Source organism: Pantoea hericii (genome assembly GCF_014155795.1).
GTDB lineage: Bacteria > Pseudomonadota > Gammaproteobacteria > Enterobacterales > Enterobacteriaceae > Pantoea > Pantoea eucalypti.
In genome coordinates this window covers 498,470-511,699 of sequence record NZ_SCKV01000003.1, presented here as the reverse complement: position 1 = coordinate 511,699, position 13,230 = coordinate 498,470, and the positions used below count along the sequence as shown (strand labels likewise).

The window sequence follows — 13,230 nt, the reverse complement described above, 5'->3', positions numbered from 1 at the left end:
GCGCTGGTCTTTTTTTTAACCTGAACGACGCAGCAACCAGATAAAGTAAGGTGCACCTAAAAATGTCGCCATCAGCCCGGCAGGAATTTGATCCGGGAATGCCAGCATCCGCCCGCACCAGTCAGCCAGCACCATCAGTCCCGCCCCCAGTAATCCCGACAGCAGCAGTTGCGGCAAGGCACGCCGGAACCCCAGCATGCGCGCCATGTGCGGCGCCATTAATCCAACAAAACTCAGCGGACCAATAGTCAGCGTTGCGCTGGCGGTCAGCGCGGCTGCCAGCAGCAGCAGACTCAGCCGCGCGGGCGTTAATGCCATGCCGGCCGAGCGTGCGGTAGCACTTCCCAGCGGCAGCAGCGTCAGCCAGCGGCTCGCCAGTGGTGCCAGCGAGACCAGCAGCAGCGCACAGAGTGCGCTCTGGATCGCCTGACTGCCGCTGATGTTATAGGTTGAGCCGGAGATCCAGCTCAGCAGCCCGCCCATGCGGGGATCGCCACTTGCCAGCAGCAGCATCAGCAGGGTGACAAAGGCGCTGTTAAGCGCCATACCCGCCAGCAGCATTCTCTCAGGTGAGAAGCCGCCACGACTGGCTACCGCCATGATCACCAGCAGCGTCAGCGCGGCCCCCATCGCACCGGCGGGCAGCAGCCATGCCATCGCATCGCCCGGCACAAAGAACATCATGACGACGACGCCACAGGCGGCACCTGAACTGATGCCCAGCACTTCCGGGCTGGCCATAGGATTACCGGTCAGCCGCTGGATCAGGCTCCCCGCCACGCCCAGCATCAGGCCGGTCACCAGCGCAGCCAGCACGCGCGGTGCACGCCACGGAAGCAAAGAGTGCAGCATCTCGCCCGATGACCCGACCCAGCCCAGCGCATCACGCCCAAACGCCAGCGCACCCCACACCAGCAGGGCAAGCACCGCGAGACCCGTCAGCGTCCAGCGCAACAGGTTTTGTCGCTCGGCGGGTACGTTGTCGCCCTGATTCAGGGCGGGCGGCACTGAACCCGTACGCAGTCGCGGCAGCAGCCACAACAAAATGGGTACACCGAGCAGTGCCGTGGCCGTTCCGGTCGGGATATCGCGCCAGTGTGCGCTAAGCCATAACACGCAACTGTCGGCCAGCCACAGCAGCAGCGCGCCGGTAAGCGGTGCCAGCAGCATCCGGCTGAGGAGCCGTCGACCACCCAGCAGCTTCGCCAGCAGCGGCGCAAACAGTCCGATAAAACCGATGATACCAGCGACATTCACCAGCTGTGCACTAAGCAGGATTGCCAGCCCGAGGCCACCGATACGCGCCACCGAGAGCGCCAGCCCCAGATTTTTTGCTACACCATCATCCAGCCCCATCAGTGTCAGCGGACGCAGCAGCGCCAGCGCCAGCAGAAACGCCAGCAGCAGGCGCGGCCAGAGCTGCTGCACATTTTCCCAGCTCATCTGATTCAGCGCGCCGGTGCTCCACAGAAACATGTTCTGCAGCTGATCGTGATTGAAGATAGCGAAGATTTGATTTACCGCACCGCTGTAGAAGCTCAGCACCAGCCCGGCCAGAATCAGCGTCACCGGCGACAGACGTTTGCCCCAGGCCACACCAAACACCAGCGCGGCCACCAGCAACGCTCCGCCAAGCGCGGCAAACTGCTGTGTCAGCGCGCCGCCCGGCAGATGCCACAGCGTCGCCACGGTAATGCCCAGCTGTGCGCCGGAAGAGACACCCAGCGTGGTGGGTTCGGCCAGCGGGTTCCGCAATATCTGCTGAAACAGCAGACCGGCAAGCCCCAGCCCGGCGCCCACCAGCAGCGCCAGCGCCGTGCGCGGCAGCAGGCTGTAGTGAAACACCATCTGCGGCAGGCTATCGACCGTCGGTGACCAGAATGCCTGCCACCACTCATGCTGCGGCAGCGCATGGTGCAGATTAACCAGCGTCAGGCTGAGTGAGAGCAGAAACAGCAGGCTGAGGAGACCTGCGGGAAACAGAGCATGGCGCATCAGTGCGTCTCCAGCGCGCGTTCCAGCACGCGAACAAAGTGCAGCGCCGAAAGCGTAGCACCGTAATACCAGACTGCAGGGACGCGCTGAAAGCGTCCGGTGCGAACAAACGGCATGGCCTGCCACAGCGGGCTGCGCATCAACTGCTGCATCTCTGCGTCATTGTCATGATCAAAACAGATGACATCCACATTTCCAGCCTGCGCCAGCTGCTCGATGCCGATTACCGCGCTACCCCAGAAATTTGTTTCGCCCTGCCAGCCATTTTTCAGGCCCAGCAGCGTCATTACTTCCAGGAACAGACTGTTTTTACCAAAGGTGATGGCGTGACGGCTGTCGAGCAGCGACATCAGCAGAATCGTGCGTCCGGCATAGGGCGCCAGCCGCTGACGCGCCTGTGCCAGTTGCGCATCGACCTCGCGCAGATGTTGCTCAGCGCGATCGCGTAATCCAAGTCTCGCCGCCAGCTTACGCAGCGATGCCCGCGCGGCGGTGAAGGGTTTCCCGTCGCCGCTGTGAAGGTCAAAGCCCATGATCGGTGCGATGCGTGTAAGTTTCTCTTCAGGCGGGCCATAGCCATTTGAACAGAGGATCAGCGACGGCTGCATTTGTGCCATCAGCTCAAGATTAGGTTCGGTGCGCAGACCCACATCGATCACGTCCGCAGGCAGCGGTGGTTCACCGACCCAGATATTGTAGTTGTGCAGATCAGCCACGCCCCAGGGCGTAACGCCCAGAGCGATCAACAGTTCGGTGGGAAGCCACTCCAGTGCAATAATCCGGCCCGGATTGGGCGTGGCAGCACGCAGGGGAAGTGCACAAAACAGTGGCGAGGCCGCGAGTGCCAGCAACAGTCGGCGGCGATAAAGATCGGGCATCATCCTTTCCTTAACAGACAAAACTGACCGGCGCGCCGCCCTGCGGATGCGGTAAAATGCCCATCGGGATGCCATAGATCGCGCCGAGCACCTCAGGCTGCATAATCGCCTGCGCGTTACCTTCGGCAATCATCGCGCCCTGACGCAGTGCCACCAGATGATCGCAGTAGCGGGCTGCCATATTGATATCGTGCAGCACCGCAATCACGGTTAAGCCACGCTGCTGGCTCAGATCTTTTATCAGCGCCAGTACCTCAACCTGATGGGCGATATCCAGCGCCGACGTCGGTTCATCCAGCAGCAGACAGCGGCTGTTCTGTGCCACCATCATCGCCAGCCAGGCACGCTGACGCTCACCGCCCGACAGGCTATCCACCAGTCGTCCGGCAAAGGGCTTGAGTCCGACCTGGGCAATCGCATCTTCTACCCTGTCCCGATCGTCCTGCCCGAAACGGCCCAGCGCGCCGTGCCAGGGATAGCGACCAATCGCCACCAGTTCACGCACCGTCATCCCTTCGGCTGCCGGTAACTGCTGCGGCAGATAGGCCACCTCGCGGGCAAACGCTTTGCTGTTCCAGCGCCCGACCGGCTGCTGATTCAGCAGCACCTCTCCGCCGCTGGCCACGTGATGACGGCCCAGCATTTTCAACAGCGTCGACTTACCGGAACCGTTGTGGCCAATCAGCGCGGTCATTTTGCCGGGTGGAAAGGTCAGCGAGAGTGGCTGAAGGAGAGTGCGGCCGGGCACCTCAAAACTGGCGTTTGCCAGCGTAAAAGTCGCCTCTTCTGCGTGCGGATGCGGCATGGTTATCCCTGTGAACGAACGGGCGCCGAAGCGCCCGGTTAAATCAGAATCTGAAGGTCGCGGTGCCGACAATCTTACGCTCCGCGCCCCAGTAGCAGGCGTATTCCCGGTAGCAGCTGGCGACATACTCGCGGTTGAACAGATTGTTGACGTTAACGCCCACCGTTGAGCCCGGCAGACCGAAACGACCGAGGTCATATTTAAGCGCCGCATCTACCGTGGTGTAACCGGCAACCTTAAAGTTCTGGTTCTGCTCGGGGCCGGTGCTGTAGAGACCCTGGCTCTCGCCGACATAACGCACACCCGCGCCCACTGTCACACCCGACAGGGCTGTCTCGTGGAAGGTGTAGTCACTCCAGAGTGAGGCCATATTTTTAGGGACGCTCACCGGCGTTCGGCCTTTCAGCTGCGTATCTTCGGTATATTCCGCATTGGTATAGGTGTAGGACGCCGTCAGGTTAACGTTGGCATTCAGCGCCGCTTTCGCTTCCAGCTCTACGCCGCGCGACCGGATTTCACCGCTCTGCACGCTGGCAAACGGATGATTGAACGTATCAGGATCGGCCGTCAGGTTTTTGGTTTTGGTCAGTTGAAAAACGGCTGCGGTGAGCACAACCGGACGATCTTTAGGTACGTACTTCACGCCCGCTTCATACTGTTTAGCGCGCGACGGATCGAATGCCTGGCCATCAAAGGTCGATCCGGCATTTGGAATAAAGGCTTCGCTGTAGCTGAAATAAGGCGCGATGCCGTTATCAAACACGTAGTTCAGACCACCACGCCAGGTAAAGGCCTGATCGTTCTGGCGATCAACGGTGTCCGTCACCCGATCGTAAACCGAGTTCATGGCATAGTCGTATCGGCCGCCCAGCGTCAGCACCCAGCGGTTCCACTCCATCTGATCCTGCGTATAGAGGCCGGTCTGACGTTGCTTGTTGAGATGCTGATAAGGATCGGCAAAAGGTGTGACGCTGTTATCGCCATATTGCGGATTTACCGCGTTCAGGTTCGATGCCGAGCCAAACTGTGCGTCGATATCATTGCGGGTCCGCTGGAAGTCCACCCCCAGCAGCAGCGTATGATCAACCTGGCCGGTGGCAAACTTCGCCTGCGCCTGGGTATCGACCGCCAACTGGTTGAGCTTCTCATGGGAAACGGCCGAACCACGGGTAATTTCCTGAGTCTCCGGGGTAAACCCATTGCCATAGATACTGCGGTAATCGGTGCGCAGGTCGGCGTAACGCAGGTTCTGGCGCAACGTCCAGGTGTCGTTGAGGCTGTGCTCGGCGTTATAGCCCACCATTTTGGTGGTGCGTGAAATCTTGTTGCTCTGCTCGCCTTCATCGAAGTTGGTCGGCAGCTTGTACTGGCTGCCATCGGCACGGGTGATAGGCACTACGGTGCCCTGACGCGGCAGCCAGCCGTAGTAGCCGGTTTCTGGCTCGTTCTGGAAATAGGTCAGCAGGTCAACGCGAGTGCGATCGTCGGGACGCCAGCTGAAAGCCGGTGCGATGGTGTAGCGCTTCTCTTTGTTCATCGCCTGTTGCGCATCCTGACTGCGCGCCTGACCGGTCAGACGATAGCTGTAGACACCGTCATCATCCAGCGCGCCGCCAAAGTCAAAGCCAGTCGAGAAGAGGTTATCGTTGCCCATCTGGAACTGCACTTCGCGCAGGGTTTCCTGGGTCGGACGCTTGCTCACCAGCGAGACCACACCGCCAGGATTGCTTTTGCCGTAGAGTACCGATACCGGACCGCGCAGCAGTTCGGCGCGCTCCAGGAAATAAGGATCGATAGCAAACTCAGAGTAGTTATCCCCCTGCAGTTTCAGGCCATCCATATACTGATTGGTATTAGTTTCGCTGAAGCCGCGAATCGACAACGCATCAATCACATCTGAGCTGCCACGGTTACCGGTCAGTACGCCAGGCGTATAGTTAAATGCCCCTTTCACGCTGGTGACATTGCGCATTTCCATCTCTTCGCGGGTGACCACGGAGACAGACTGCGGATTTTTTTCAATCGGCGTATCGGTTTTCGTACCGGTGGCGCTGCGTTTGGCTGCCACAGTGGGTGCCGGGCCCCAGGCGCTTTCCGCCTCGGCGCCGCTGCCGCCATCCGCTGAAACCACCATCGTCTCCGCCTGTGCGGCGTAAAGTGAGGTGCTCAGACTGAGAGAGATCATGATGCCCAGAAGCGGTCGGGAAAATGTTTTTTTGGTGTCGGCTGCAAAAGTCGTTCGCGCATTCATAAATGTGTCTCAGAAAATAGGCCCTTAAGGGCGAATCGAAACGATAATGATTATTATAACGGATTAGATAATATGCGAACTTCAGCGGACACTGCAAGAAGAAATCCCAGTCGTGACGCCGTTTGCAGGGCGATTGATGCGTATTAATCAGCAACAAAAAAAGGGCGCCGAAGCGCCCTTATAAACCTGTCTGACTGATTTATTTGCCAAACATATCTTTGATCCAGCCTGCTACGCCGTCGCTGTCTTTCTGCTCCTGCGGTTGCTGGGCCGGTTGTTGTTGCGGCTGCTGCTGCTGCTGTTGATCAAACAGCTGTTGCTGCTGCTGAACCTGCTGCTGCTGTTGCTGACACAGCGCATTCGGATCCAGCGCCCACACCGGCAGAGAACGCCAGGTGCTGCTGCCCGTGCCACAGACAAAGTTACCGGCTGAATCGACATTCATCATCGACACATCCTCCGGTGGCGTCAGCTGCAACGGCATCGGTGCCTGAATGTCGAGGTAACGACGATAAAGCTGCATCGCGCCACTGGCACCATAGAGTTTGGTCGGCTGGTTGTTATCGCGCCCCACCCAGGTGATCGCGACTTCTTTGCCATCAATACCGGCAAACCAGCTGTCGACCAGGTCGTTGGTGGTGCCGGTTTTACCGGCCAGATGCGCATTCGGGAAGCGCGCACCCAGTGCACGGGCGGTACCGTGGTCAGCAACCTGCTGCATGGTGTAGAGCGTCAGATAGGCCGCCTGCGCGGGTTCAACCCGTTCTGCCTGCGGATAGCTCTGATAGAGCACGCTACCATCTTCCGCAATCACCGAACGTACTGCAGAGAGCGATGCGCGGTTACCGCCGCTGGCGATTGACTGGAACGCCTGCGCCACTTCAACCGGCGTCAGGTTCATGGCACCCAGCAGCATCGCCGGAACCGGATGCAGCTGATCTTTCGGCACACCCAGCTTGCTCCAGGTATCCACCACCGCATCCAGCCCCAGCGTCATACCGAGGTTAACCGTCGGCACGTTCATGGAGTTGGTCAGCGCATCCACCAGCATCACTTTTCCGCTGAAGCGACGATCGTCGTTCATCGGTTTCCAGACGCTGCCGTTTGGCTGCTTCAGCGCAATCGGCTCATCGGCGATCCAGCTGTTCAGCCGGTAGCTGTTTGGCTGGCTCAGCGCGGTGAGGTAGGTGGCGGGTTTCGCCAGTGAACCAATAGAGCGGCGCGCCTGTAACGCACGGTTGTAACCGGCGTACTGCGGATCGGCACCGCCGACCATGGCGCGGACTTCACCGCTAAAGCGGTCAACCACCACCATCGCGGTTTCCAGATCTTTCAGGCCACGCTGTTTTTTCAGCGTCGGAATACCATCAATAACGGCTTTTTCGGCTGCATCCTGTGACACCGGATCCAGCGTAGTGAAGATTTTCACGCCGGAGAGATCTTTAATCTTATCGCCCAGTTTCGCCTGAAGCTCGTTACGCACCATCTGCATAAAGGCAGGCTGCGGCGTGATCACGCCCCCTTTCGGCTGCACGCCCAGCGGACGCGCCGACAGCATGTCATACAGCTCCTGGTCGATCACTTTCTGCTGCTGCAACAGGCGCAGCACCAGGTTGCGTCGTTCCAGCGCCAGTTTCGGGTTACGCCACGGGTTATAGAGCGACGCACCTTTCACCATGCCAACCAGCATCGCCTGCTGATCCAGACTGAGCTCATCCACCGGGCGGCCAAAGTAGTAAAGGCTCGCCAGCGGGAAGCCGCGGATCTGATCACTCCCTGCCTGACCGAGATAGACCTCGTTCAGATAGAGTTCCAGAATGCGATCTTTGCTGTAGCGCGCATCCATGATCACCGCCATATAGGCTTCACGCGCTTTACGCCACAATGAACGCTCGTTGGTGAGGAACAGGTTCTTCACCAGCTGCTGGGTCAGCGTACTGCCGCCCTGCACCGCTTTCCCGGCCGTGATGTTCGCCAGGAAGGCGCGACCAATGGAGTACGGGCTGATGCCATCGTGCTCATAGAAATGGCGATCTTCGGTAGCGATCAGCGTATCGACCAGCAGATCCGGGAAACCGGCGCGTGGCACAAAGAGACGCTGTTCACCATTCGGCGACTGCAGCATGGTGATCAGGCGTGGATCGAGGCGGAAAAAGCCAAAATCACGGCCGGTTTCGAGGTTTTTAATCTCGCTCAGCTCATCTTTCGTGAAGCTCATGCGCGCGTGGATCTGTCCCTCTTTACTGTCGGGGAAATCAAACGGGCGACGCAGCAGATCGATGGTGTTGCCCTTCACCGAAAACTCGCCAGGGCGGGTAATTCGGGAGACTTCGCGATACTGGGTTCCTTCCAGCAGCGCCACCATTTCACTTTTGTTGTAGGCCATACCCGGTTCCAGGCTGACCATGCGACCATAGACGGTCGCGGGCAGTTGCCACACTTTACCGTCAATACGGCTGCGAATTTCTGAGTCGAGGTAGATGCCCCATGCGACCATGACCACCACAAACACCAGGAACAGTTTAATTAACCATCCCAGCCAACGGCGTTTGCCGCGCGGCGGTTTTCCACCTTTACCTTTACGTGGCACCGGCGCTTCCTCCTCGTCATCATTAAAATCGTCCTGATCGATATCCTGTTCGATATCCCTGCGTCGTCCCCGGCCCGCACTGCTGCGCGGCGGCAACGGTTTACCTTTGCGCCCTATTGGTTCGCGATCGTTCCCAGACATGACTTTTTTTCTCCAGGCAGTGCTTACGGCAGCGCCGCTACTCTAACTGCTTTCTCGCGTGCCGCATGGCAGAACCCTCTGAATTCGATCCAGCGGACTCAACCCTGCGGGGACATTTTTTTGGTTCGCCTTGTTGGCAAGGCATTGGCCGGATCCTCTGGCCAGGGATGTTTAGGATAACGCCCCTTCATCTCTTTCCTGACTTCAGGCCAGGCACCGCGCCAGAACGCCGCCAAATCGCGGGTGATCTGCAATGGGCGCTGGGCGGGCGATAACAGCTCCAGCACCAGCGGAATACGTCCTTCCGCCACGGCAGGATTCGTCGCCTCACCAAACATCTCCTGAATCCTGACCGCCAGCGCGGGCGGCTTGTCCGCATCATAGCGGATCGGCAGCCGGCTTCCGGTCGGCACAGTGTAATGAGTTGGCAGCACAGTATCCAGCCGCTGACGTTGCGACCATGTGAGTAAATGTAAGAGTGCCGTCGTCAGGTTCACCGCCTGCAGGCTGCGGAGATCGCGCACTGCTGACATCTGCGGCAATAGCCACTGTGGCAGGCTCTTAAGCAGGCTCTCATCGTCTGTGGCGGGCCAGCTCTCTTCCGGCAACCACTGCGCCGCACACTGGATGCGCAGGCGCAGCTGTTCGGCATCCGGCGTCCAGCCCAGCACCGACAGACCTTTTTCGGCAATCCAGCGCAACATGGCTGCGTGCAGCACCGCCGGTTCCGGGCGCGCCATCGGCTGGGTCTTCAGTATCAGCGCGCCAATCTGCTCGCGTCTGAACGCGCGCAGTGTGCCTTTCTCTTCGTCCCACTCCACTTCAGTACGGCGCTCAATCAATGCGGGCTGCTGCTGGCACAACGTCTCAATGTCGACCGGTAGCGCCAGCAACATCCGGGCATCCGGCGTGGTACTGCCCTGTAACAGAGCAGGCGCAATCAGCCATTCATTGCGTGTCAGGCCATCCTGCTCATCCAGTCTGACACCCAGGCCGTTGGCCAGTTGATAACGGCCACTCTGGTCACGTCGCCGCGCCAGCCGATCGCCAAAACCTGCCGCCAGCAAGCCAGCGAAACGATCTTCATCGACCCGTCCGCCACGAATTTTGAGTCGTTGCTGCCACTGCTGCGCGCGTCGCTGCCATGGAGACTGTGGCCGATGCAGGGCATCCCGCAGATCGGCACTGCCGCTACGCGGAGGATCTTCCAGAATCGCCACCAGCAGCGCGGCGCTGGCAACCGCATCCGGTTCATCGCCTGCGGCACAGAGCATAGCAGCCAGTCGGGGATCGCAGCCCAGCTGCGCCATGCGCCGTCCCAGCGTGTTGAGCAGGCCGTTGCTGTCCAGCGCACCCAGGCGAGTCAGCTGCTGTTTTGCGGCATCCAGATTTCTGGCGGGCGGCTGATCCAGCCACTGTAACTGGTGCGGCTCGGTACAGCCCCACTGCAGCAGATCCAGCCACAGCGACGAGAGATCGCTGTTCACAATTTCCGGTTCGCTCTGCGCCGCCGCACGGGATGCCTGCTCCTGCGGTAACAGATGCAGACAGAGTCCCGGCATCAGTCGCCCGGCGCGACCTGCACGCTGGATCATGGATGCCTGGCTGATTCGCTGGGTCTGCAGCCGCGTCACGCCGCTGCGGGCGTCAAACAGAGCGCTGCGCTCAAGCGCGCTGTCGACCACCAGCCGGATCCCCTCAATGGTCAGGCTGGTCTCAGCGATATTGGTGGCAAGCACCACTTTGCGGCGTCCGGCAGCAGCGGGAAGTATCGCCCGGCGCTGCGCCGCCAGCGGCAGTGCCCCATAGAGCGGTGTCAGGTCCACGTCGTCGCTGATGCGTGATTCCAGTTCGCGTTTCACCCGTTCAATTTCCGCCAAGCCCGGCAGAAACAGCAGAAGTGATCCGGCTTCATCGCGCAGCAGCTGGGCGACTTCACGCGCGACCGCCTCTTCAAAACGCACGTTCTGATTCAGCGACGCATAACGACGCTCAACCGGATAGCTGCGCCCTTCTGAGACAATCAATGGCGCATCCGGCAGCAGCGCCGCCAGTCGGGCATTATCCAGCGTGGCGGACATCAGCATGATTTTAAGGTCGTCGCGCAGCCCCTGCTGCACATCGAGCAGCAGCGCCAGCGCCAGATCGGCCTGCAGGCTGCGCTCGTGAAACTCATCAAGGATCACCAGCGACACGCCCTCCAGCATCGGATCGTGCTGAAGCATGCGCGTGAGCATGCCTTCGGTCACCACTTCAAGCCGGGTCTGTGGCCCGACGCAGCTTTCGCCACGCATCCTGAACCCCACCGTGGCTCCCGGCTGCTCACCGAGCTGCTCCGCCAGCCGCTGCGCGACATTACGCGCCGCCAGCCGGCGTGGCTCCAGCATAATGATTCGTCCCGGCAAGGCTGCATGCTGTAGTAACTGCAAGGGCAGCCAGGTCGATTTTCCCGCGCCGGTGGGCGCGGCCAGCAGGATTTGAGAGGCGTCACACAGCGCCGCCAGGATGTCAGGCAGCACCACGCTGACCGGTAAATCGCTCACAGCAAACTCCGCTTCTGCCTGTGCTAAGATGGCGCGCATTGTAGCACGTGATATTTGCCGGAGAGCGCCATGGCGACACAACGCTTATTTTTTGCCATCAGCCTGCCTGACGAGATGCAGCAGCAGCTGGTGCACTGGCGGGCAGACAACTTTCCTGCCGAGGCGGGCCAGCCAGTGGTCGCAGCGAATCTGCATCTGACGCTGGCATTTCTGGGTGAGGTCGCGCCGCAAACCTCCCAGCAACTGCAAACGCTGGCTTCCCGCATTATCCAGCCCGGTTTTGATCTCGACCTGGATGATGCCGGACACTGGCCACGTCCGGGCGTGGTCTGGCTGGGTTGCCAGCGCGCACCACGGGGTCTGCTGCAGCTCGCCAGCCTGCTCCGTGCGCAGGCCGCCCGACATGGCTGTTACCAGAGTCCGCAGCCGTTTCATCCACATATCACGCTGTTACGCCATGCCACTCAGCCGGTTGCGTTACCGCCACGCGGCTTTCACTGGCGTTTTCACGTCTCCACGTTTTCCCTGTTTGCCTCTGAATATTCCCGGGGCCGCACCCGCTATCGCGCTCTGGCCAGCTGGCCATTAACGTCTCAGGATCCGCATGCACTTCTCTCCTCCTCTTAAACCCGCCCGCCTGATTGCCCGTTACAAACGTTTCCTTGCCGATGTTATGACGCCGGACGGTGAGGTTCTGACGATCCACTGTGCCAACACCGGCGCCATGACGGGCTGTGCTACGCCGGGCGATCGGGTCTGGTATTCAACGTCCGACAGCCTGACCCGCAAATACCCTCACAGCTGGGAGCTGACCGAAACGCAGCAGGGCCACTGGATTTGTGTCAATACCCTGCGCGCTAACCAGCTGGTGGCTGAAGCGCTGGATCAAAACAGGCTGCCCGCGCTGGCGGGGTATTCCCAGCGTCAGGCGGAAGTAAAATATGGCAGTGAAAAAAGCAGAATTGATTTCCTGCTCAAGGCAGATGCCCGGCGCAACTGCTATATTGAGGTGAAATCCGTAACCCTTCTCCATGAAGGAAAAGGTTATTTTCCGGATGCGGTGACGATTCGAGGACAGAAGCACCTGCGTGAACTGGCGACAGTTGCAGCAGAGGGTCATCGGGCCGTTTTGTTGTTTGCCGTTTTGCACTCGGGGATTGAGGACGTTTCCCCGGCACGCCACATTGATGCGGTGTATGCAGAACAACTGGCTCAGGCGCAACAGGAAGGCGTAGAGATTTTAGCGTATCAGGCAGACTTATCGGCGGAGGGAATGTTTCTTAAATCGCCGATCAACGTAACCTTGTAATATCTTTTGCAATTTTATGTGTTAAGAATGTTCTGAGCTAAGGGCTGAATACGCTGTTCCTCACAGGCTTGTCAAGGTGTGTTCATGAAGAATTGCCAACCCTGACTGCTTCTGTTATTTATAGCGGCCTGTTTTTTTCCCCAATGGGGGATCGATGTACCCCGCAGACGTTAAATGCAGGCTGGCAGCAACGCCACTGCGAGACGGAAGTCAGAGGGTATAGTGCGTGTTATCCAGGAGAAGCAACATGCAAGAAGGTCAAAACCGTAAAACATCGTCCCTGAGTATTCTCGCTATCGCTGGTGTTGAACCTTATCAGGTGAAGCCAGGCGAAGAGTATATGAACGACGCGCAGCTGACCCATTTTCGCAAGATTCTGGAAGCCTGGCGTAATCAATTGCGGGACGAAGTCGATCGTACTGTATCGCATATGCAGGATGAAGCCGCTAACTTCCCGGACCCGGTTGACCGTGCCGCGCAGGAAGAGGAATTCAGTCTGGAGCTGCGTAACCGCGATCGCGAACGTAAACTGATCAAAAAGATCGAGAAGACGCTGAAGAAAGTCGAAGATGACGACTTCGGTTATTGCGATTCCTGTGGCGTTGAGATTGGTATTCGCCGTCTCGAAGCGCGTCCTACTGCCGATCTCTGCATCGACTGTAAGACGTTAGCAGAAATTCGTGAGAAACAAATGGCCGGCTAATGCCGCGTCCAGCCT

9 protein-coding genes are annotated in these 13,230 nt (G+C 59.3%); 3 read left to right on the top strand and 6 right to left on the bottom strand.

The window, feature by feature from the left end; translation table 11 throughout:
* Nucleotides 1–15 precede the first annotated feature (15 nt).
* The 6 genes from fhuB to hrpB all read right to left on the bottom strand — a co-directional run bounded on the left by fhuB (nt 16) and on the right by hrpB (nt 11,242).
* Nucleotides 16–1,995, bottom strand: coding sequence for a Fe(3+)-hydroxamate ABC transporter permease FhuB (gene fhuB, locus H7K52_RS09365; protein WP_008925623.1), 1,980 nt, complete (start codon nt 1,993–1,995; stop codon nt 16–18).
* Nucleotides 1,995–2,873 carry a Fe(3+)-hydroxamate ABC transporter substrate-binding protein FhuD gene (gene fhuD, locus H7K52_RS09360; protein WP_008925622.1) on the bottom strand — a complete coding sequence of 293 codons (879 nt, stop codon included), beginning with the start codon at nt 2,871–2,873 and terminating at the stop codon, nt 1,995–1,997. Before fhuD ends, fhuB begins: the two co-directional genes overlap by 1 nt.
* Before the next feature lie 10 nt (nt 2,874–2,883).
* A complete protein-coding gene (gene fhuC, locus H7K52_RS09355) occupies nt 2,884–3,678 on the bottom strand; it encodes a Fe3+-hydroxamate ABC transporter ATP-binding protein FhuC (RefSeq protein WP_039658726.1) in 795 nt (264 codons plus the stop codon).
* Between the two features lie 43 nt (nt 3,679–3,721).
* Nucleotides 3,722–5,929 carry a ferrichrome porin FhuA gene (fhuA, locus tag H7K52_RS09350; RefSeq protein WP_182629968.1) on the bottom strand — a complete coding sequence of 736 codons (2,208 nt, stop codon included), beginning with the start codon at nt 5,927–5,929 and terminating at the stop codon, nt 3,722–3,724.
* Between the two features lie 199 nt (nt 5,930–6,128).
* Complete coding sequence (mrcB, locus tag H7K52_RS09345) at nt 6,129–8,660, bottom strand: bifunctional glycosyl transferase/transpeptidase (RefSeq protein WP_008925619.1); 2,532 nt, start codon at nt 8,658–8,660, stop codon at nt 6,129–6,131.
* Between the two features lie 98 nt (nt 8,661–8,758).
* Nucleotides 8,759–11,242 carry an ATP-dependent helicase HrpB gene (hrpB, locus tag H7K52_RS09340; RefSeq protein ID WP_182629967.1) on the bottom strand — a complete coding sequence of 828 codons (2,484 nt, stop codon included), beginning with the start codon at nt 11,240–11,242 and terminating at the stop codon, nt 8,759–8,761.
* Nucleotides 11,243–11,272: 30 nt separating this feature from the next.
* Here hrpB and thpR point away from each other — a divergent pair, with 30 nt between their 5' ends.
* The 3 genes from thpR to dksA all read left to right on the top strand — a co-directional run bounded on the left by thpR (nt 11,273) and on the right by dksA (nt 13,215).
* On the top strand, nt 11,273–11,830 hold the full coding sequence (gene thpR, locus H7K52_RS09335) for an RNA 2',3'-cyclic phosphodiesterase (RefSeq protein ID WP_039658734.1): 558 nt from the start codon (nt 11,273–11,275) through the stop codon (nt 11,828–11,830).
* On the top strand, nt 11,808–12,512 hold the full coding sequence (sfsA, locus tag H7K52_RS09330; protein ID WP_008925616.1) for a DNA/RNA nuclease SfsA: 705 nt from the start codon (nt 11,808–11,810) through the stop codon (nt 12,510–12,512). The genes thpR and sfsA overlap by 23 nt, the downstream gene beginning before the upstream one ends.
* A 247-nt stretch (nt 12,513–12,759) precedes the next feature.
* On the top strand, nt 12,760–13,215 hold the full coding sequence (gene dksA, locus H7K52_RS09325; protein ID WP_008925615.1) for an RNA polymerase-binding protein DksA: 456 nt from the start codon (nt 12,760–12,762) through the stop codon (nt 13,213–13,215).
* Nucleotides 13,216–13,230: the final 15 nt, after the last annotated feature.